This is a genomic window from Agromyces sp. NBRC 114283 (assembly GCF_030268405.1).
GTDB lineage: Bacteria > Actinomycetota > Actinomycetes > Actinomycetales > Microbacteriaceae > Agromyces > Agromyces mediolanus.
The window spans coordinates 705223-725232 of sequence record NZ_BSQP01000001.1 but is presented as its reverse complement, the minus strand read 5'-3'; the positions used below and the strand labels follow the sequence as shown (position 1 = coordinate 725232).

Genomic DNA, 20010 nt, shown 5'->3' with positions numbered 1-20010 from the left:
CACCCGGCCCTGGCCGCTGAACGCCCGGAACCCAGGCGCAGGCTCCGGCTCCGGCTCCGACTCCGGCTCCGGCTCCGGCTCCGGCTCCGACCGTTCTCACCCCGGGCCCGACCCGACGCCCCACCCCGGCCACGGCCCCGATTCCCCTCACCCAGGCCCCGGCCCCTCACCCTCGCCACGGCCCCTCACCCCCGGGCCATCCGCACACTCCCCGCTCAGCCCGCCGACGCACCGCGCAGGTCACCGAGCTCCGCCACCAGCTTCGTGATCCGAGCCGCCCGACCCTCGGCGGTGCGCGCCTTCAGCAGCGGCAGCACCAGGGCGTACTGCCGCGTCTTGCCGAGCGCCTCGAATCGACGCTCGGCGAGCGGCACCGCGGCGAGCGCCGCCGCGAGATCCTCGGGCACGGTCGCGTCACGCTGACGGACGTACGCGGCATCCCACCGGCCGTCGGCCCGCGCCGAGGCGAGCTGCGCGAGTCCGCCCGGACGCATGCGCCCCGCCGCCTCGAGCGCCTCCGCCCGCTCGACGTTGATCGCCGACCACGGACTGCCGGCCCGCCGCGGCGAGTAGCGCTGCGCGAACGAGGCCGCGTCGTTGCCCCGGCGGATGCTGTCGATCCAGCCGAAGCAGAGCGCGACGTCGAGCGCGTCGGAGATCGCCAACCCGGCCCGGCCCCGCTTCGCGATGCGCAACCAGGCCTCCCCTGCGTCGCCGTTCCGATCGAGCCAGGCCTCCCACTCGGCAGCGTCCTCGAAGAGCAGCAGCTCGGGTCGGGCCGAGGAGGCGCCGGCCGTCGTTGCCGTGGTCATGCGACGCCCCCGCCGACCATGTCGAGGAAGTGCCGGTTGAACATGATGCCGAGCACGTTCCCGAACGGATCGACGACCGACGCCGTCACGAAGCCTGGCCCGCGTTCGATGACCGGCTGATGCGGCGCCGCGCCGAGCTCGAGCAGCCGGGCGAGCACTGCCTCGACGTCGTCCACGTGCCAGTACGTGATCGGCTGAGCGGCCGCGGTGCTGCTGTCCCCCGTGACTGCGCCGCCCTCCCCCGCGCTCGGCGCGAAGCGACGGTCGACGATGCCGAGCTCGTGCTGGAGCTCGCCCAGGCGGAACTCGACGTACATCGGGGGCGCCGGCTGCGGCGGGTTGAAGAAGTACGGCTCGACGCCGAGGAACTCCGTGTACCAGCGCTGGGCGGCGGCGACGTCGTCGGCGTAGAGGTTGACGGTGCTGAGCCCGCGCAGCGGCGCGGCGGTGGTCGGACGGACGGATTCGGACTGCTCGTTGATGCTCATAGCAGCACGCTAAACGCCATTGCGGAACCTTTCTTTCCGCAATTCCTGGCAGACTGGCGAAATGCTCGAAAGCTCGGTCCGGATGCTCCGCCTGCTCGCCCTGCTGCAGAGCCGGCGCGAGTGGGCCGGTGCCGAACTGGCCGACCGCCTCGACGTCACCACACGCACGATCCGCAACGACATCGAACGGCTCCGCATCCTCGGCTACCGGGTCGACTCCTCGCCCGGCGTCGCCGGCGGCTACCGGCTCGCAGCCGGCAGCGCCCTGCCGCCGCTGCTCCTCGACGACGAGGAGGCGGTCGCCGTCGCCGTCGGACTCCGGGCCGCCGCCGCGGGCTCCGTCACCGGCATCGAAGAAGCCTCGCTGCGGGCCCTCACCAAGCTCGAGCAGACCCTGCCGCCGCGGCTGCGCCACCGCGTCGACGCCCTCCGCGACGCGACCGTCTCCGCCGCGGGCGGCGGCCCGACCGTCGACGCGAGCGTGCTCGAGACGATCGCCGCCGCCGCCCGCGACCACGAACGCCTCCGCTTCGGCTATCGCGCCGCCGACGGCACCACGACGGACCGCCTCGTCGAGCCGCACGGACTCGTCTTCACCGGCCGCCGCTGGTATTTGCTCGCCTGGGATCTCGACCGCGAGGACTGGCGCAGCTTCCGCGCCGACCGCGTGGAATCGGGTGCCCCCACGGCGCGGCGCTTCGTTCCCCGGGAGCCGCCGGAGGGCGGCGCCGCGGCGCACGTGCTCCGCGGCATCGGCTCCGCGAGCTGGCCGGTGCGCGCCCGCATCCGCTTCGACGTCTCGCAGGCCGAGCTGCTGCAACGGCTCGAACCGCCCGCCGGCCTCGTCACGCCGCTCGACGCGCAGCACTGTCTCGTCGAGACCGGATCGAACACCCTCCACGACCTCGCCGTCTACCTCGGTCGGCTCGAACTGCCCTTCGCGGTCGTCGAGCCGCCCGAGCTCCGCGACGTGATCGCCGGCCTCGCCCGCCGCTTCGCCGCGGCGAGCACGGCCGTCCCCGCCCCCGCCTGAGACTCCCCGCCCGCCCCCACCTCGCGCGGCGCGCCCCGCGCGCGTGTTCCCCTCCTCATCCCCCTGGTGCCCCTGCCCCTGCCCCTGGCAAGACGTCAGTATTTGCGGGTGCGCCCGCCCCGCGACCCGCAAATACTGACGTCTTGCCAGGACGGCGGCGGGCAGGGGGCGGGCCGGGGGCAGGGGGCAGGCCGGGGGCAGGGGGCAGGCCGGGGGCCCGGGGCGCCGGGGGAGGGGCGGGGACAGGACAGGGGCGGGCGGAGCCCGATCAGTCGTGCCGCGGGAACCCCAGGTCGACACCGCCGTGACTCGGGTCGAGCCAGCGCGAGGTGATCGCCTTCTCCTGCTGGAAGAACGCGAAGCCCTGCGGCCCGTACGCCTTCGTATCGCCGAAGAACGAGTCCTTCCAGCCGCCGAAGGAGTGGTACGCGACCGGCACCGGGATCGGCACGTTGATGCCGACCATGCCGACCGTCACCTCCCGCTGGAACCGCCGCGCGGCGCCGCCGTCGTTCGTGAAGATCGCGGTGCCGTTCCCGTACGGCGAGCCGTTGATGAGCGCGAGCCCCTCCTCGTACCCCGCGACCCGCACGACCGACAGCACGGGTCCGAAGATCTCGTCGCGGTACACGGCCGAGTCGGTCGGCACCCGGTCGATGAGCGTCGGCCCCAGCCAGAAGCCGTCCGCCTCGCCGTCCACCTGCGGGTCCCGCCCGTCGACCACGAGGGATGCCCCGTCCGCCACGGCCACATCGAGGTACCCGGCCACCTTGTCCCGGTGCTCCCGGGTGATCAGCGGCCCCATGTCGCAACCGCGGGTGCCATCGCCGGTGCGCAGCCGGGCCATCCGCTCGGCGATCTTCCCGACGAGCTCGTCGGCGATCGACTCGACCGCGACGAGTGCGGAGATCGCCATGCAGCGTTCGCCCGCCGAGCCGAAGCCGGCATTCACGGCGGCGTCGGCCGCGAGCTCGAGGTCGGCGTCCGGCAGCACGAGCATGTGGTTCTTCGCGCCGCCGAGCGCCTGCACGCGCTTGCCGGTGCGCGCGGCGGTCTCGAAGATGTACCGGGCGATCGGGGTGGAACCGACGAAGGAGATGGAGCGCACCTCCGGGTGCTCGAGCAGCGCGTCGACCGCGACCTTGTCGCCGTGCACCACGTTCAGCACGCCGTCGGGCAGCCCGGCCTCCTGCAGCAGCCGCGCGAGCCAGACCGCGGCGCTCGGATCCTTCTCGCTCGGCTTCAGCACCACCGTGTTGCCGCACGCGATCGCGATGGGGAAGAACCACAGCGGCACCATCGCGGGGAAGTTGAACGGGCTGATGATGCCGACCACCCCGAGCGGCTGCCGCACCGTGTACACGTCGATGCCGGTCGAGGCGTTCTCGGAGTACTCGCCCTTCGTGTACGCGGGCATCGCGCACGCCAGCTCGACGACCTCCAGTCCGCGGGCGATCTCGCCGGCGGCGTCGCCGAGCACCTTGCCGTGCTCGCTCGTGAGGATCGCGGCGAGCTCGTCGCTCCGCGCCGCCAGCAGTTCGCGGAAGCGGAACATGATCTGCTGCCGCTTCGCGATCGACACCTCGCGCCAGGCGGGGAAGGCGCGCGCCGCGGCATCCACCGCGGCATCCACGTCGGATGCCTCGGCGAACCGCACCCGGCGCGCGACCACGCCGCGGGCCGGATCGTAGACGGGCCCGGTGCGCTCGCCCGCGCCGCTCGTCGCGGCCCCGTCGATCCAGTGCTCGACGAAGTCGTGCTCGCTCGACTCCTGTTCGCTCATAATGCGCCTCCCACTGCGCTCAGCACCTCGTCGTAGATCGCCATCGCCTCGGCCACCTCGTCGGCGGTCACGACGCACGGCGGCACGACGTGGATGCGGTTGTCCTGCATGAACGGCAGCAGCCCGCGCGCGAGCAGCGCCGCCTTGAGCTCCCCCATCGCCGGCGCCGGGAGCGGCTCGCGCGTCTCGCGGTCGGCGACGAGCTCCATCGCCCAGAACACGCCCTCGCCGCGCAGCTCGCCGATGAGCTCGTGCCGCTCGGCGAGATCCTCGAGCCCCGGGCCGATCGCCGTCTCGCCGATCGCGCGCGCGTGCTCGACGATGCCCTCCGAGGCCATCGCGTCGAGCGTCGCGACGATCGAGGCCATCGCGAGCGGATGCCCCGAGTAGGTCAGGCCGCCCGGGAACACCCGCTCGTCGAATCCCGCCGCGATCGGCTCGTCGATGATCACCCCGCCGGCCGGCACGTAGCCGGAGTTCACGCCCTTCGCGAAGGTGATGAGGTCGGGCCGCACCTCGTAGCCGTCGAAGGCGAACCACCGGCCGGTGCGGCCGAAACCCGCCATCACCTCGTCGAGGATCAGCAGGATGCCGTGCCGGTCGCAGAGCTCGCGGACGCCGGCGAGGTAGCCGGGCGGCGGCACGAGCACCCCGGCGGTGCCCGGCACGGTCTCGAGCAGCACCGCCGCGATGGTCTGCGGCCCCTCCGACTCGATCACCCGGCGGAGGTGCTGCAGGGCCCGCTCGCATTCCTCCTCCGGGCTCCGCGCCCAGAACTCCGAGCGGTAGAGGTACGGTCCGAAGAAGTGCACGTGCCCGCGGGCGAACTCGTTCGGCACCCGCCGCCAGTCGCCGGTCGAGACGATCGCCGCGCCCGTGTTGCCGTGGTACGAGCGGTACGTGGAGAGGATCTTGTCGCGCCCCGTGGTGAGCCGGGCGAGGCGGATCGCGTTCTCGTTCGCATCGGCGCCGCCGTTCGTGAAGAACACCCGGCGGAACCCCTCGGGCGCGCGGGCGACGATCCGCTTCGCGGCCTCGCCGCGGGCGAGGTTCACCGTGGCCGGGGCGACGGTGGTGAGCAGCTCGGCCTGCTCGCGGATCGCCGAGACGACGGCCGGATGCTGGTGGCCGATGTTGACGTTCACGAGCTGACTCGAGAAGTCCAGGTACTCGACGCCCGCGTGGTCCCAGACGCGGCATCCGCGCCCCGAGGCGATGACGAGCGAGGAGGTCTGCGCCTGCGCCGACCACGAGTGGAAGACGTGCGCCCGGTCGAGCTCGCGCGCGAGCTCGTCGGTGACGTCGGTGTGGTCGGACCCGGGATCGGTCATTATGCGCTCCGTTCGGTGATCGACTGGGTGATCGGCTCGGCGGTCAGCGCTTCGCGACGAGGTGCTCGCGGAGCGCCGGGATCACCTGCTCGCCGTAGACGCGCAGGGTCTCCTCCTTGTTGTCGTGCTGCAGGTACCCGGCGAACTGGTCGACGCCGAGCTCGGCGAGCCGCTGCAGCTTCTCGATGTGCTCCTCCGGCGGGCCGAGCAGGCAGAATCGCTCGACGATCTCGTCGGGCACGAAGTCGACGTGGTCGTTCGACGCCCGGCCGTGGCTGTTGTAGTCGTAGCCCTCGCGACCGCGGATGTACTCGGTCAGGGCCTCCGGCACCTGCCCGTGCTCGCCGTAGCGCGCGACGAGGTCGGCGACGTGGTTGCCGACCATGCCGCCGAACCAGCGGCACTGCTCGCGCATGTGCTCGCGGTCGTCGCCGATGTACATGGGCGCCGCGACGCAGAACGCGATCTCGTCGGGGTCGCGCCCGGCGGCCTCGGCCGCGTTCCGCACCGTGCGGATCATCCACGCCGCGATGTCGAGGTCGGCGAGCTGCAGGATGAAGCCGTCGCCCACCTCGCCGGCGAGCTTCAGCGCCATCGGCCCGTAGGCTGCGACCCACACGTCGAGCCGGGAGCCGACCGACCACGGGAACTGCAGCGTCGCGCCGTTGAACTCCACGGCGCGCGAGTTCGCGAGCTCGCGGATGACGTGGATCGACTCGCGGAGCTCCGCCATCGTGGTCGGCTTGCCGTTCGTCACGCGCACGGCCGAGTCGCCCCGGCCGATGCCGCAGATCGTGCGGTTGCCGTACATCTCGTTGAGCGTCGCGAACACGCTCGCCGTGACCGTCCAGTCGCGGGTCGCCGGGTTCGTGACGAACGGTCCGACGATCACCCGCCGGGTCTCCGCGAGGATCTGGGAATGGATGACGTACGGCTCCTCCCAGAGCAGGTGCGAGTCGAACGTCCACACGTGCGAGAAGCCGAACTGCTCGGCGAGCTTCGCGAGGTGCACGGTCCGCGAGGCGGGCGGGTTGGTCTGCAGGACGACGCCGAAGTCCATGGGTGGTGCCTCCGTCTCTGGAACGTTCAACTCACATAGCTCGACAGCCCGCGCTTCAGGTATCGGCCGTCGCCCTTGCGGCCGAGGTACTCGTCGCCCTCGACGACGACCTTGCCCCGGGACAGCACGACGTCGACGTGCCCGTCGACCTCGAAGCCCTCCCACGCGGAGTGGTCCATGTTCATGTGGTGGGTGCGGCCGGTCGGGTTGCCCTGCTCGTCGACCGGCATGCCGATCGTCGTGCGCCCGTTCGGGTCGTAGACGACGAGGTCCGCATCGGCGCCGGGCTGGATCGCGCCCTTGCGGCCGGCGAGCCCGAACATCCGCGCCGGCGTCGTGCTCGTGAGCTCGACCCAGCGCTCGAGGGTGAGCTCGCCGGTCACGACGCCCTGGTACATGAGGTCCATACGGTGCTCGACCGAGCCGATCCCGTTCGGGATCTTGCGGAAGTCGCCGAGGCCGAGCTCCTTCTGGTCCTTCATGCAGAACGGGCAGTGGTCGGTCGAGACCATCTGCAGGTCGTTCGTGCGCAACGCCTGCCACATCGCGTCCTGGTGCCGCTCCTCGCGGCTGCGCAGCGGCGTCGAGCAGACCCACTTCGCCCCCTCGAACGCGCCCCACTGCTCGCTCGAGGCGCCGAGCTGCTCCTCCAGCGAGAGGTAGAGGTACTGCGGACAGGTCTCGCCGAAGACGTGCTGCCCGTGGTCGCGGGCCCAGGCGAGCTGCTCGACCGCTTGCTTCGCGGAGACGTGCACGACGTAGAGCGGGGCGCCGGTCAGCTTCGCGAGCATGATCGCGCGGTGCGTCGCCTCCTCCTCCATCTCCCAGGCGCGGGCGATGCCGTGGAAGTAGGGGTCGGTCTTGCCCTGCTCGGCGAGCTGCTCGGCGAGCACGTCGATCGCCGGCCCGTTCTCGGCGTGCATCATCGTGAGCATGCCGGTCTCGCGGGAGACCTGCATGGCCCGCAGCACCTGCGCGTCGTCGGAGTAGAACACGCCGGGGTAGGCCATGAAGAGCTTGAAGCTCGTGATGCCCTCGTCGGGCAGCTTGCGCATGGCCTGGAGGGATGCCTCGTCGACGCCGCCCACGATCTGGTGGAAGCCGTAGTCGATGGCGCACTCCCCGGCCGCCTTCTCGTGCCAGGCCGCGAGCCCGTCCTCGACCCGCTCGCCGTACCGCTGCACGGCGAAGTCGATGATCGTCGTGGTGCCGCCGTGCGCGGCCGCCCGGGTGCCGGTCTCGAAGGTGTCGGAGGCCTCCGTGCCGCCGAACGGCAGCTGCATGTGCGTGTGCGCGTCGATTCCGCCGGGGATGACGTACTTGCCGCTCGCGTCGATCACCCGGTCGACGGAACCGGCGAGCTCGGCGCCGAGCAGCGTGCTGCCGGGCTCCAGCACGGCGACGATGCGCTCGCCGTCGACGAGCACGTCGGCGGCGCCGCGGCCGGTCGCACCGACGACGGTGCCGCCCGAGATGAGGGTCGTGGTCATAGTCCTGGCTCCCTGAGCTGGTCGAAGGGATGCTGCGTCACGATGCTGGTTCCCTGAGCTTGTCGAAGGGCTGCTGGTCCAAGGGCTGCGGCGGTCACGGCTGCGCGATCCGGGTGTACGAGTCGGGCCGGCGGTCGCGGTAGAACTGCCAGTCGTCGCGCATCTGCCGCACCATGTCGAGGTCGAGGTCGCGCACGAGGATCTCCTCGTGCTCGCCGGAGCCGCGCTCCCCGACGAAGTTGCCGCGGGGGTCGATCACCTGGCTCGTGCCGTAGAAGTCGACGGCGAGCTCGCCGTACTCGTTGTCCTCGCGGCCGACGCGGTTGGGCTGCAGCACGAAGTAGCCGTTCGCGACGGCGGCGCACGGTCCCTCGACCTCCCACAGCCGGTTCGAGAGCCCGGGCTTCGTCGCGTTCGGGTTGAACACCATGTGCGCGTCGTTGAGGCCGAGCTCGCGCCATCCCTCCGGGAAGTGCCGGTCGTAGCAGATGTACATGCCGATGCGGCCGACCGCCGAGTCGAAGACGGGGTAGCCGAGGTTGCCCGGCCGGAAGTAGAACTTCTCCCAGAAGCGGTCGAGGTGCGGCAGATGGTGCTTGCGGTACTTGCCGAGGATCGTGCCGTCGGCGTCGACGAGCACCGAGGTGTTGTAGTACACCCCCGTCTCGGCCTCCTCGTAGATCGGCAGCACCATGACGGTGCCGAGCTCCTTCGCGACGTCGGCGAAGCGCTGCACGATGGGGCCGTCGGCCTGCTCCGCGAAGCGGTAGTACTTCTGCTCCTGCGTGATGCCGAAGTAGGGCCCGTAGAAGAGCTCCTGGAAGCAGATCACCTCCGCGCCCTGCCCCGCGGCGTCCCGCGCGAACTGCTCGTGCTTGTCGAGCATGGACGCCTTGTCGCCGGTCCAGCTCGTCTGCGTGATCGCCGCTCGAACGATGGTCATGCTGCCTCCTACCGCACATCGTCGTGCACTCGTGGCTCATGGTTCCTGTTCGGCTCATCCTCTCCCGAGGCGCGGCTCGGGGCAATGGATTGCTCGGATGAGCAGCTCGGAACCGGCGCGCACGGCCGAGGGTGAGCGGGACGTGCACGCGGCGCCGCCTACGCTGGAGCCGTGAGGATCACCGTGCTCGCCGGCGGCGTCGGCGGCTCGCGCTTCGTGCGCGGGCTCAGGGAGGAACTGCGGCGCCGGGCGGCCCGCGCCGATGCGCTGCCCGGGGCATCCGTCCCACCCGATCAGCCGACACCCGACGATCAGGTGTCGGTCGTCGTGAACACCGGCGACGACGTCTGGCTCGCGGGCGTCCGCCTCATGCCCGACTTCGACTCGCTGCTCTACGCCCTCGCCGGCGTGAACGACGCCGAGCGCGGCTGGGGCCGGGCCGGCGAGTCCGAGCGCGTCGCGGCGGAGCTGCGCGAGTGGGGCGTCGGCTGGCCCTGGTTCACCCTCGGCGACCTCGACCTCGGCACGCACCTCGCGCGCACCTCCTGGCTCCGCGAGGGGCTCACCCCCTCCGAGATCGGCGAACGCCTGCAGCGCCGCTGGCCGCTCGGCGTGCACCTGCTGCCCGCGACCGACACCGAGGTCGACACCTGGGTCGAGATCGCCGAGCCGACCGACGACGGCCGGCGCGAGCTGCACTTCCAGGAGTGGTGGACCCGGCACCGGGCGAGCCTGCCCGCGAGCGCATTCCGGCAACGGAATATCGCCGAGGCGCGGCCCGCGCCCGGCGTGGTCGAGGCGATCGAGCAGGCCGACGTCGTGCTGCTCGCCCCCTCGAACCCGGTCGTGTCGATCGGCACGATCACCGCGATCCCCGGCATCGCCGACGCCCTGCGCGCGACCGCGGCGCGCGTCGTCGGCGTCTCGCCGATCATCGGCGGCAAGGTCGTGCGCGGCATGGCCGACGCATGCCTCGCCGCGATCGGCGTGGAGACGGATGCCGTGGCCGTCGCCCGGCACTACGGCGCCCGCGCGAACGGCGGACTGCTCGACGGCTGGCTCGTCGACGAGGCGGATGCCGCGGCCGTGCCCGCGCTCGAGGCATCCGGCATCCGCGCGCACGCCGCGCCGCTCTGGATGCGCGACCCCGACACCTCGGCCGCCGTCGCCGGCGCCGCCCTCGACCTCGCGAGCGCCCTGCGCCCCGCCTGATCTCAACTTGCCCGACTTTCATGAAAGTCGGGCAAGTCGAGAAGAAGGCGGCGGCGGCGGGTGCCGGGTACGGCGTTCCTGCACCGGGTGTCAAGCCCGTTGCCGCGGCGGGCCGCGCCTGCGAGCGTTGGCCTCGTCCACCGCACGAACGCGAGCAGGGGAGGTCGCGATGTCGAGGAACGAAGACTGGGTGCCCGAGGAGGACGCCGGCTCCTACGTGGAGTCGCAGATCCCGGGCGAGGAGTACGTGCCCGAGGAGGGCGAGGGCTCCTACGTCGACTCGGAGCTGCCCGAGAACGCCGTCGTCCCCGACGAGGAGCGGCGCGTCGAGCTCGACCGGGACGACGACGAAGACGACGCGCTGGGCACCACCCAGCCGATCGACCGGGCCGACGCCGGTCGCGACGGCCCCGTGCCGGGCACCGGTCCCGCCGAACGGGGCGAGCCGATGACCGATTCCGACCGCGGAGGCCTCCGCGGGGGCGACCCCGGCGTCGAGGAGTAGCGCGAGCGGCGCCGCCTACGGGATGTAGTCGACGATCCCCTGCGGCGCCACGGCCGCGCGGTAGCGCTCGACGAGTTCGCGCCAGCCGGACTCGGGCGTGTACTCGTGCTCGTGCACCGCCTCGGTGAAGTGCCAGAGCAGGTACGGGTGCGCGCCGAGCGCGTAGAGCGCCTCGTAGTCGCGCGCCGCGAAGGCGTCGCGCTCGGCGGTCGTCAGCTCCCGGTCGTCGCTCGGCCCGGTCGGCCCGCCGGCTCCGGCGAGCCAGGCGTCCACGACCCCGGCCGGGTCGGCGACGTACGCCGCGACCGCCGCGTCGCTCAGCTCCACCGCGCGGATGAACTTGTCGACCATGTACTTGCTCATCAGCGGCTCCCCCACAGGAAGAACGGGCTCGAAGCGAAGCGCGACGGCGTCACCTCGGCGAAGTCGGCCGGGCGGCCGCCCATCGCGGCGAGCGCCGCCACCGCGTTCAGGTACTGATACGTCATGCAGCCCGCCTCGAGGAGGCGCTGGAAGTCGCTGCAGACGCGGATGGCGCCCTCGAGGTCGCCGTCACGCATCCACGAGGCGGCCGCCTCGTCGAAGTCCGGGTCGGGCGAGCCCGCGAAGGTGCGCGGGCCGCCGACGTCGTTGGCCATGTGCCCGGAGGTGAGGATCGCGACGCGGGCGTCCGAGTCCCAGCGCTCGATCGCGTCGCGCAGGTGCTCGCCGAGCGCGACGAAGCGGCGCACCGAGGGCACGGGCGGCATCGAGGCGTTCGTGTGGATCGGCACGACCGGCAGGTCGAGCTCGGGCCGCACGTACTGCAGCGGGATCACGTAGCTGTGGTCGAGCCGCCACTCCAGGCTCACGGCGAGGTCGATCGTCTCGGGCAGCACCGTGCGCCCGGTGATCTCGTCGGCGAGCTCGCGGTGCCCGGCGAGCTCCACGTACTCCATGCCGAAGGTGCGCACCTCGTTCTCCCAGGTGCCGTGGTACGACTCGGCCTTGCCGACGACGAACGCCGGCGAGTTGTCGTAGAAGAACTGCCGCACGTGATCGGTGCCGATGACGACGAGCACGTCGACGTCGTGCGCCGCGACCGCCTCGCGGATGCGCGCGAAGTTCGCGGCGATCGGCTGCAGGTCGTCGGGCACCGGGTCGTTCATCGCCCGCCAGAGCAGCGGGTTGTGCGGCGTGGCTGCCGCCAGGACGAGCTCGGCCATGTGGGTCCTTCCGGAGGTGCGAGGGGATGCGAGGTCGGGGCGCGGCTCAGATCCCGAACAGGGCGCGCGCGTTGTCGAGGAGGATCTTCTGCCTGGACTCGGGCTTGAACGGCAGCTCGGCGAACTCCGTCATCCAGCGGTCGGCGGTCATCACGGGCCAGTCCGAGCCGAACAGCACCCGGTCGGTGATGAGCGAGTCCGCGTAACGGACCACCTCCGGCGGCAGGTACTTCGGCGCCCAGCCCGAGAGGTCGAGGTACACGTTCGACTTGTGCCACACCATCGCGAGGTTCTCGAGGTGCCACGGCCAGGCGGGGTGCGCGCTGATGATCTTCAGCTCGGGGAACTCGGCCGCGACGTCGTCGAGGTACGGCACCGGCCGGGAGTTCTCGAGCCGGTAGCCGCCGCCGCCCGGGGTGCCGGCGCCCGCGCCGGGGAAGCCCGAGTGGAACATCACGACGAGGCCGAGCTCGGCGCAGGTCTCCCAGATCGGGAAGAAGCGCCGGTCGTTCGGCAGGAACTTCTGCCGGGCCGCGTTCAGCTCGCCGACGCCCTTGATGCCGTACTCGGCGTGCATGCGGCGGATCTCGGCGATCGCCGCCTCGCCCTTCCACGGGTCGATGCCCGCGAAGGCGATGAAGGCGTCGGGGTGGTCGAGCTGCGCCTTGCCGAGCAGATCGTTCGGCGCGCCCGGGATGCCCGAGGTCGTCTCGGAGTCCGAGTTCACGATGACGGCCATCATCTTGCGCTCGCGGTACTGGTCGGCCTGCTCGGCGAAGGAGACCACGGGGCGCTCACGGCCGAAGTGCTTCGCCATCTGCTGGTGGCGCTGGCCCATCGCCTGCAGGAACTCCTCGGTCTGCGGGTGGGTGTGCACGTCGATGGCGACGAGCTCGTCGAGACGGCTCATGCGCGGCTCCTCTCGGGGGTGGTGGATGCGGCGGATGGGGCGGATGCCTCGGGCTTCGCGTCTGCCGCGGCCCCGAGCAGCGGAGCCCCGGGCAGCGGTGCCCCGAGCAGTTCGGCGCCGTGCTGGTCGAGCCGCGGGGCCGCGGCGAGCGCGGGCCGGCCCGAACGGTGGAAGCGCGTGCTCGGCACGGGGACGCGGAGGGCCGAGCCATCCGGTCCCTCGATCTCCTCGACCAGCCGCATCGCGGCGATCTGCGGGTCGTCGAAGAGGTGCGCGACCGTGTTCAGCGGGCCGTGCGGGATGTCGTGCGCGACGAGCCGGTCAAGCCAGTGCTGCCGGGGCATCAGCGCCGTCGTCGCCTTGAGCTCCGCGTCGAGCTCGTCGTAGTTGCGCACCCGGGCCTCGCGCGTCGCGAAGCGCGGGTCGTCGGCGAGCTCGGGCCGCTCGAGCACCTCGAGGAGCCCGGTCCAGAACTTCTCGGGGACCGACATGTGGATGACGAAGTCGAGCCCGTCAGAGCCGCGGCACGCGTAGGCCTGCGCTCGGCGCGGCCGGGAGTCAGGGCCCGCGACCTGCCCGGTCTCGAGGTAGGTCGAGGCCGCCTCGGTGAGGAAGTCGATGAGCGAGCCGACCATCGAGACCTCGACGTGCTCGCCCGGGCCGGCGTCGCCGCGGGCGTGCAGCGCCGCGAGCACGCCCTGCGCGGCCGACATGCCCGAGAGCAGGTCGGAGAAGGCGGGGCCGAGCGGCCGCAGCAGGTCCTCGGGCACGACCTGGCTGTACATGCCGCCCACGGCCGAGATGACGGTGTCGTAGGCGGGGCGCTTCGCGTACGGCCCCTCGGGGCCGAAGCCGGTGATCGCGCAGGAGACGAGGCGCGGGTTCACCCGGGCGAGCACGTCCGGGCCGAAGCCGAGGCGCGCGGCGACCCCGGGGCGGAAGTTCTCGATCAGCACGTCGGCGTCGCGGGCGAGGTCGAGGAGGGCTGCGAGCCCGGCCTCGCTCTTCAGGTCGAGCACGACGGCGCGCTTGCCCCGGTTGTACGCGGCGAACTGCGGGCTCATCTGCCCGCTGCCCTCCCAGCGGCGCATGGGGTCGCCCTCGGGCGATTCGACCTTCACGACGTCGGCGCCGAGGTCGGCGAGGAGCTTCGCGGCGTAGGGCCCGGAGATGTACTGGCCGAGCTCGATGACGCGGACGCCCGCGAGCGGGCCGCTGGGGGTGGGGGTCATGCGGGGAGGTCCTCTCCTCTTGCTGCACGGGGGACGGGGGCTGCGCTGACCTCGACGACGACCTTGCCCGGTGCCGTGCGGGGGGCGCGGTAGGCATCCGCGATCCGCTCGAGCGGGAAGCGCGCCACGACGGGCGGGACGACCCGCCCCTCGGCGACGAGCTTCAGGGCCCGGCGCACCTGCGCGAAGTCGGCGCTCGCGACGCCGACGAGCCGCAGCCGGCGCAGGTAGAAGCTGCGCTGGTCGAGCTCGAGCACCGGGTCGACGGAAGCGGCGCAGGTCACGGCGCGACCGCCCCAGGCGAGTGCGGCGATGCCTGCGGCGAAGGTCGGCCCGTGTCCGCCGACGTCGACGACCGCGTCGAAGGGCGCCTCGGCGGCGAGGCGTTCGCGGAGCTCGGCGGGCGAGCCGGCGCGGAGTACGCGCGCGCCGTCGGGTGCGGGGGCCGCCGAGCGGGATGCCCCGACGGTCACGGCCCCGCTCGCGACGCCGAGCTGCAGGGCGATCTGACCGAGCATGCCGCCGGCGCCGGTGACGAGGAGCCGGTCGCCCTCGCCCACGCCGATCGACTCGAAGGCGTTCAGGACGATCGGCACGGTGTGCACGGCGGCGGTGGCGAGGGCCGCGGGGATCTCGCCGCGGTCGATCGCGTTGCGCTCGGGCACGGTGACGAACTCGGCGGCGCCCCCGTTGCGGTGCACGCCCAGCACGGTCTGCGCGGGGCAGTCGGCCTCGCGGCCGGCGGCGCAGCTGCGGCACTCCCCGCAGGGGATGTTGGGCTTCACGACGACCGGCCGGCCGAGGCGCGCCTCGCTCATGCCGGGTCCGACGGCGACGATCGTGCCGGCCGGGTCGATGCCGAGCACGCGGGGGAGCTTGGCGACGGCACCCGGCCCGATGCCGGCGATGACGTTGCGGTCGAGCTGGTTCACGCCGACGGTCTCGACGCGCACGAGCACCTCGCCCGCCCCCGGAGCCGGAACCGGCACCTCGGCGACGGCGAGCGCCTCCAGGGTGTGATCGGTGAGCAGCGCTGCCCGCACTCCGCCTCCTCGCGTCGTCTTTCTGGATACGGTATCCAAAATTGCAATCCGCGTCCAGTGCTACGAGCATCCCACCGCCGGGCGCACCGGCGCCCCAACCCACTGGGCCAGCTCGCGCAACGCGCCCCGTTCCGACCCGACTTCGCACGATTCGCGCGACTCCGCCTCGTGGAGTCGCGGGAAGCGCGCGGCCACCCCGCCGTTCGCACCGACCGCGCGACCTCGCGAGCGCCTCCGCCACCCGCTCGAAAGAGGGCATGGACAGCCCGGAGCAGATTGGATACCGTATCCATACTCGCGGACGGTGCCGTTCCCGCGGGATCCGACCGCGAGGGTCTATCCCGCCAAGAATGGAGAGTCATGCGCAAATCCATCCCCCGCAGCAGCCTGGCGGCTGCCGCCGGCATCGCAGCACTGGCGCTGCTCGTCGGCTGCAGCTCCGCCGCACCGGCGCCGTCCGGCCCGGTCGACCTCGGCGACGGCGAACCCGGCGCCGCCGAGGACACCGACATCACCGTCGCCATCCCCTTCCCCGACATCACGATGTACTCGATGTACGTGCTCGGCACGGACCTCGGCTACTACGAGGAGGAGGGCCTCACCGTCGAGGTCATCACCGCCGACAACGTCACCGCGGCCGTCGCGTCGGGCAGCGCCGACATCGGCGTCGAGTCGACCGGCACCGTCATCGAGGCAATCCGCGGCGGCGTCCCGATCGAGCTCGTCGGCGGACACTACTGCCGGCAGAACTTCGACTTCGCGGTGCAGCAGGGCATCGACTCGGTCGAGGACCTCGACGGCACGACGATCACCCTCGCCGGCACGCCCGGCGACCCGGCCGAGTTCCAGCGCAAGCTGGTGCTCAAGGAAGAGGGCTGGGACCTCGACACCGTGAACGTCGAGGTCGTGTACCCCGGCCCCGGTTCGGAGTCCTGGACCGAGTTCTTCGTCAACGACCGCATCAGCCTGCAGCCGTTCTACGCCGACGACCGGCCCGCGCTCGAGGAGCACGGGGCGAACATCGTCGTCGAGGCGCTGCGCAACTGGGCGAACGACGTGCAGGTCGCCGGCACCGACTGGGCGCAGAAGAACCCGAACACGCTCGTCCGCTTCCTCCGTGCGACCCTGAAGGCGGCCGACTTCATGACCGCTCCGGCGCCGGGCGAGTTCCCCGAGAACGTCGACGAGGTGCTCGACATCTACGAGGCGAACGACTTCGACGTGTCGGCGCTCCGCGGCTCGGACAGCGTGTGGGTGCTCGACGGGCACCTCGCCTGCTCGAACCTGTACTTTGACCAGGACGCGTGGGACACCACGATCGAGACGCAGTCGCTCGAGCCGCTCGAGTTCGACGCGGGGCAGCTCGCGTACCTCAAGAAGGCCCAGGAGCTCGTCGGCGTCGAGAACGACCCGCCGGCCACCCTGCCGTACCCCTGATCGGGCTTCACCCCGATCCTCGGAGCCCCCGCCGCAGCGCATGACGGCGGGGGCTCCGTCGTGTCTGGCCGGCCGCGGCACCCCGCCCGGCCTCCCCACCCGCAAGACGGCACTATTTGCGGGTGCGCGAGCGCCGCCACCCACAAATACTGACGTCTTGTTGAAGCACGGGCAGGTGGGGAGCACGGGCGGGCGCGGGCACGGGCGGGGGCGGGGGCGGGGGCACGGGCGGGCGGACGGCGGGCGGATGCCTCGCCGGGGGCGGCCGCGCCAGTTCGTGCCGATTGCGCCACCTGGGCTGGCGCACCGACGCCGAAGTGGCGCACTCGCATGCGCGGGCGCGCGAAGGACGGGGCATCCCCTCCCCGATCCCGGCAGCCCCCACCCGGCAAGACGTCACTATTCGCGGGTACGCGAGCGCCGCCACCCACCAATAGTGACGTCTTGCCGGGGTGAGAGGGGAGGGGGAAGGGGGAAGGGGCGCTGGGAGCGCGGGGCGGGCACGACGAAGCCGGCCCCCGTCATCGCGCATGAAACGGGGGCCGGCAGTCTCTCGCCACGAGCGCCGCAGCACGCAGCACCGAGCACGCAGCGCCGCGACTCAGCCCGAGGGCACCGCCGCGATCGCCTCGATCTCGAAGCGGTAGTCGGGCCCGGCGAAGCCGGCGACCTGGATCAGCGTCGACACCGGGAAGTCGTGCGTGAAGTAGCGAGCGCGGATGGCCCGCAGCTCGTCGCGCACGAGCGAGAAGTCGTCCCGCACGAACACGTTCACCTTCACGACATCCGCCGCCGTCGCCCCCGCCGCCTCGAGCACCTTCACGAGGTTCTCGAAGGCGAGCTCGATCTGCGCGGCGGGCTCGGCCGGCATCGTGCCGTCCGGCCGCATGCCGATGATGCCGCTCAGGAACACCAGGTCTCCGCCGGAGACCCGGATCCCCTGGCTGAAGTCCGCCGTGGGCGGGTAGACGCCCTCGGGGACGACGATCTGCTTGTGCATCAGGAGGCCCCCGCGATCTTCCGGTCGTCGTACCACGGCGCCAGGCGGCGTCGCAGCGTGGAGATGAGCAGCAGCGTCAGGTTCGCGATGATCACCATCACGATGACCATGGCGATCGCGTCATCCATCTGGAACTGGTAGGCGGCGTACTCGAGCATGTGCCCGAGTCCGCCCGTGCCGCCGAGGAACTCTCCGAGCACCTCGCCGGTGAAGCCGAGCGCGGCACCGCGCTGGATGCCCGACAGGCTGTACGGCAGCGTCGCGGGCACGATGATCTTCCAGCCGAGCGCGATGCCGTTCACGCCGTACACCCGCCCCGCGTTCACGAGCGAGGTGCTGACCGTGACGGCGCCCTCCATCGTGTTCAGGATGATCGGGAACACCGCGAGCAGGAACACCAGCGCGATCTTCGACTCGCTGCCGAGCCCGAGGCCGAGGATGAACAGCGGCGCGAGCGCCACCTTCGGCGTCGAGTACAGCAGCCAGAGGAACGGCGCGACGGTGAAGCGCAGCACCGGCGACCAGCCGACCGCGAGTCCGACGGTGACACCGACCACGACGGCGATGACGAGGCCGATCGCGACATTGCCGAGGCTGTAGCCGAACGCGCCCCAGAACTCCGGGTCGACGAGCAGCTTGCCGAACGACACCGCGATCGCCGAGGGCGGCGGCAGGAACGACGCCGGGATGAGCTGCAGCCAGCTGACCGCGGCCTCCCAGATCAGCAGGATGGCGGCGATGACGCCGACGAGCAGCCAGGTCCACTTGGCCTCGCTCCGCCGGATCACCCGCCGGGGGCGCACGATGCGCATCGTGCCGGTCGCACTGGTGACGGTCATCGCCGGCCCTTCCTCGTCCACGGGGCGGCCCATCGTTCGACGAGGGTCACCACCTGGGTCATCCCGACGCTCCACGCCACCACGATCGCGATCGCGGCGAACGCCTGGTCGGTCTGGTACGTGTTGGCCGCCTTGATGATGAGCGCGCCCATGCCGGAGGCCGAGCCGGCGAGCTCCGCCACGACCATGCCGATCGTCGCGAGCACGACCGCCTGCCGGAGCCCGGCGAAGAGGAACGGCACCGTCGACGGCAGGTACACCGAGCGGTACAGCTGCGTGCGGCTCGCGCCGTACACCTTGCCCGCCCGGATGATCGAGGCGTTCGTCGTGCGCATGCCCGCCGCCACGTTCAGCAGGATCGGGAACAGCGCGCTCACCGCGACCAGGAAGATCACCGGTCCGATGCCGAAGCCGAACCAGGCCTTCGCGAGCGGCTGGTACGCGATCGTCGGCGTCGCGTAGATCGTCCACGCGATCGGCCCGACGACCCGGTCCATCGGCAGCGAGCTGCCCATCAGCAGGCCGACCGGGATCGCGATCACCGCGGCGATCGCGAAGCCGATGAGCCACGCCTGCGCCGAGATCAGCATGTTCGGCCAGAGCGCGCCGCCCGAGACGAGCTCGACGAAGCCCTGCGCGATGGCGGTGGGCGGCGGCAGGAACACGGGGTTGATCCAGCCGAACACGCCGACGACGAGCTGCCACACGAGGAGCATGACCACGACCTCGATCGCGAGCACGCCCGCCTTGCCCGCCGGACTGAGTCCGGCGAGCCAGGCGCCGATGCCGCCCCGGCCGAGGTTCGGCCCGGCGGCGAGGAAGGCGCTCATTTCGAGACCGCCGCCGCCGTGGCCTCGCCCTGCAGGGCGTCCCAGAGGTGGTCGCGCAGCTCGAGGAAGCGCGGGTCGTGCTGGATGCTGCGCTCGGAGCGCGGGCGCTCGAGCCCGGTCTCGATGATCTCCTTGATGGCGCCGGGGTGGCTCTTGAACACCACGATCCGGTCGCCGAGGAGGATGGCCTCCTCGATGGAGTGCGTGATGAACAGCACCGTCTTGCCGGTGGCCGCCATGAGCTTCTCGATCTCGTCGCGCATCACCTCACGGGTGAGGGCGTCGACGGCGCCGAGCGGCTCGTCCATGAGCAGGATGCGCGGCTCCGCGACGATCGCGCGGGCGAGGCCCACGCGCTGCTGCATGCCGCCGGAGAGCTCCCGGGGGTAGGAGTTCTCGAAGCCGGCGAGGCCGACGAGTTCGATCGCCTCCTGCACCCGCTCCCGCCAGCCGGCGCCCTTCAGCGCCTTCTGCATCTCGAGCCCGAACTTCACGTTGTCGAAGACCGTGCGCCACGGCAGCAGCGCGTAGTCCTGGAACACGACCGCGCGGTCCGGCCCGGGCCCGGTGACCGGCGAGCCGCCGACGAGCACCGTGCCCGTCGTCGGCTTCACCAGTCCCGCGACGACGTTCATGAACGTCGTCTTGCCGCACCCCGACGGCCCGAGCACGGTGATGAACTCACCCTCGTGCACGTCGAGGTCCACGCCCTCGATGGCCGTCAGCCGCTTGCCCGTTCGCGCTACGTCGTAGCTCACCGACAGGTCGCGCACCGAGATCAGCGGCGCACCCGCCTCGTTCCGTTCGATTGACGTCGTCGTCATCTCATTCTCCATTTCGGGGGCGCGGCGGAGCTG

The 20010-nt window shown here is 71.9% G+C and carries 20 protein-coding genes; 4 read left to right on the top strand and 16 right to left on the bottom strand.

Annotation, left to right across the window (positions count from 1 at the left end; translation table 11 throughout):
• Nucleotides 1-215 precede the first annotated feature (215 nt).
• Together QSJ60_RS03510 and QSJ60_RS03505 are read right to left on the bottom strand one after the other, a co-directional pair.
• Nucleotides 216-812 (bottom strand): YdeI/OmpD-associated family protein, encoded by a 597-nt coding sequence (locus QSJ60_RS03510; RefSeq protein WP_285462590.1) that lies wholly within the window; start codon nucleotides 810-812, stop codon nucleotides 216-218.
• Nucleotides 809-1300: a VOC family protein gene (locus tag QSJ60_RS03505; RefSeq protein WP_285462589.1), complete on the bottom strand. Its 492-nt coding sequence runs from the start codon at nucleotides 1298-1300 to the stop codon at nucleotides 809-811. The genes QSJ60_RS03510 and QSJ60_RS03505 overlap by 4 nt, the downstream gene beginning before the upstream one ends.
• A 61-nt stretch (nucleotides 1301-1361) precedes the next feature.
• On the opposite strand from QSJ60_RS03505, the gene QSJ60_RS03500 reads away from it, so the two are divergent.
• The gene (locus QSJ60_RS03500; protein WP_285462587.1) at nucleotides 1362-2333 is read left to right on the top strand and encodes a helix-turn-helix transcriptional regulator; all 972 of its coding nucleotides are present in this window, start codon (nucleotides 1362-1364) and stop codon (nucleotides 2331-2333) included.
• Nucleotides 2334-2601: 268 nt separating this feature from the next.
• On the opposite strand, the gene QSJ60_RS03495 is transcribed toward QSJ60_RS03500, so the two are convergent.
• From QSJ60_RS03495 to QSJ60_RS03475, 5 genes are all read right to left on the bottom strand, one after another.
• Entirely contained in the window at nucleotides 2602-4116 is a 1515-nt protein-coding gene (locus QSJ60_RS03495) for a CoA-acylating methylmalonate-semialdehyde dehydrogenase (protein WP_285462586.1), read from the bottom strand.
• Nucleotides 4113-5447 carry an aspartate aminotransferase family protein gene (locus tag QSJ60_RS03490; RefSeq protein ID WP_285462584.1) on the bottom strand — a complete coding sequence of 445 codons (1335 nt, stop codon included), beginning with the start codon at nucleotides 5445-5447 and terminating at the stop codon, nucleotides 4113-4115. The genes QSJ60_RS03495 and QSJ60_RS03490 overlap by 4 nt, the downstream gene beginning before the upstream one ends.
• Before the next feature lie 43 nt (nucleotides 5448-5490).
• Nucleotides 5491-6507 (bottom strand): TIGR03842 family LLM class F420-dependent oxidoreductase, encoded by a 1017-nt coding sequence (locus tag QSJ60_RS03485; RefSeq protein ID WP_285462582.1) that lies wholly within the window; start codon nucleotides 6505-6507, stop codon nucleotides 5491-5493.
• A gap of 26 nt (nucleotides 6508-6533) precedes the next feature.
• Complete coding sequence (gene hydA / locus QSJ60_RS03480) at nucleotides 6534-7997, bottom strand: dihydropyrimidinase (protein WP_285462580.1); 1464 nt, start codon at nucleotides 7995-7997, stop codon at nucleotides 6534-6536.
• Between the two features lie 94 nt (nucleotides 7998-8091).
• Entirely contained in the window at nucleotides 8092-8940 is an 849-nt protein-coding gene (locus QSJ60_RS03475) for a nitrilase-related carbon-nitrogen hydrolase (protein ID WP_230767512.1), read from the bottom strand.
• Nucleotides 8941-9111: 171 nt separating this feature from the next.
• Between QSJ60_RS03475 and cofD the strand changes: the two genes are divergently transcribed.
• Nucleotides 9112-10152, top strand: coding sequence for a 2-phospho-L-lactate transferase (gene cofD / locus QSJ60_RS03470; RefSeq protein ID WP_285462577.1), 1041 nt, complete (start codon nucleotides 9112-9114; stop codon nucleotides 10150-10152).
• Between the two features lie 169 nt (nucleotides 10153-10321).
• Nucleotides 10322-10657 (top strand): hypothetical protein, encoded by a 336-nt coding sequence (locus tag QSJ60_RS03465; protein ID WP_285462576.1) that lies wholly within the window; start codon nucleotides 10322-10324, stop codon nucleotides 10655-10657.
• A 15-nt stretch (nucleotides 10658-10672) separates the two neighbouring features.
• Here QSJ60_RS03465 and QSJ60_RS03460 read toward each other — a convergent pair whose 3' ends face one another.
• The 5 genes from QSJ60_RS03460 to QSJ60_RS03440 are packed head-to-tail and all read right to left on the bottom strand — an operon-like array spanning nucleotide 10673 to nucleotide 15047.
• Entirely contained in the window at nucleotides 10673-11020 is a 348-nt protein-coding gene (locus QSJ60_RS03460; RefSeq protein ID WP_285462574.1) for a hypothetical protein, read from the bottom strand.
• The gene (locus QSJ60_RS03455; protein WP_285462572.1) at nucleotides 11020-11862 is read right to left on the bottom strand and encodes a DODA-type extradiol aromatic ring-opening family dioxygenase; all 843 of its coding nucleotides are present in this window, start codon (nucleotides 11860-11862) and stop codon (nucleotides 11020-11022) included. The genes QSJ60_RS03460 and QSJ60_RS03455 overlap by 1 nt, the downstream gene beginning before the upstream one ends.
• Before the next feature lie 46 nt (nucleotides 11863-11908).
• Nucleotides 11909-12772 (bottom strand): amidohydrolase family protein, encoded by an 864-nt coding sequence (locus QSJ60_RS03450; protein WP_285462570.1) that lies wholly within the window; start codon nucleotides 12770-12772, stop codon nucleotides 11909-11911.
• Nucleotides 12769-14004, bottom strand: coding sequence for a CaiB/BaiF CoA transferase family protein (locus tag QSJ60_RS03445; protein ID WP_285462568.1), 1236 nt, complete (start codon nucleotides 14002-14004; stop codon nucleotides 12769-12771). The genes QSJ60_RS03450 and QSJ60_RS03445 overlap by 4 nt, the downstream gene beginning before the upstream one ends.
• Nucleotides 14001-15047 (bottom strand): alcohol dehydrogenase catalytic domain-containing protein, encoded by a 1047-nt coding sequence (locus QSJ60_RS03440; RefSeq protein WP_285462566.1) that lies wholly within the window; start codon nucleotides 15045-15047, stop codon nucleotides 14001-14003. The genes QSJ60_RS03445 and QSJ60_RS03440 overlap by 4 nt, the downstream gene beginning before the upstream one ends.
• A 360-nt stretch (nucleotides 15048-15407) precedes the next feature.
• Between QSJ60_RS03440 and QSJ60_RS03435 the strand changes: the two genes are divergently transcribed.
• Complete coding sequence (locus QSJ60_RS03435; protein WP_285462563.1) at nucleotides 15408-16484, top strand: ABC transporter substrate-binding protein; 1077 nt, start codon at nucleotides 15408-15410, stop codon at nucleotides 16482-16484.
• Nucleotides 16485-17085: 601 nt separating this feature from the next.
• Here QSJ60_RS03435 and QSJ60_RS03430 read toward each other — a convergent pair.
• From QSJ60_RS03430 to QSJ60_RS03415, 4 genes are read right to left on the bottom strand one after another with little or no spacing between them, the layout of a single operon-like run.
• Nucleotides 17086-17484: a RidA family protein gene (locus QSJ60_RS03430; RefSeq protein ID WP_285462561.1), complete on the bottom strand. Its 399-nt coding sequence runs from the start codon at nucleotides 17482-17484 to the stop codon at nucleotides 17086-17088.
• Nucleotides 17484-18323: an ABC transporter permease gene (locus QSJ60_RS03425; RefSeq protein ID WP_285462559.1), complete on the bottom strand. Its 840-nt coding sequence runs from the start codon at nucleotides 18321-18323 to the stop codon at nucleotides 17484-17486. The genes QSJ60_RS03430 and QSJ60_RS03425 overlap by 1 nt, the downstream gene beginning before the upstream one ends.
• Nucleotides 18320-19153 (bottom strand): ABC transporter permease, encoded by an 834-nt coding sequence (locus QSJ60_RS03420; RefSeq protein ID WP_285462557.1) that lies wholly within the window; start codon nucleotides 19151-19153, stop codon nucleotides 18320-18322. Before QSJ60_RS03420 ends, QSJ60_RS03425 begins: the two co-directional genes overlap by 4 nt.
• Complete coding sequence (locus tag QSJ60_RS03415) at nucleotides 19150-19977, bottom strand: ABC transporter ATP-binding protein (RefSeq protein WP_285462555.1); 828 nt, start codon at nucleotides 19975-19977, stop codon at nucleotides 19150-19152. The genes QSJ60_RS03420 and QSJ60_RS03415 overlap by 4 nt, the downstream gene beginning before the upstream one ends.
• Nucleotides 19978-20010 lie beyond the last annotated feature (33 nt).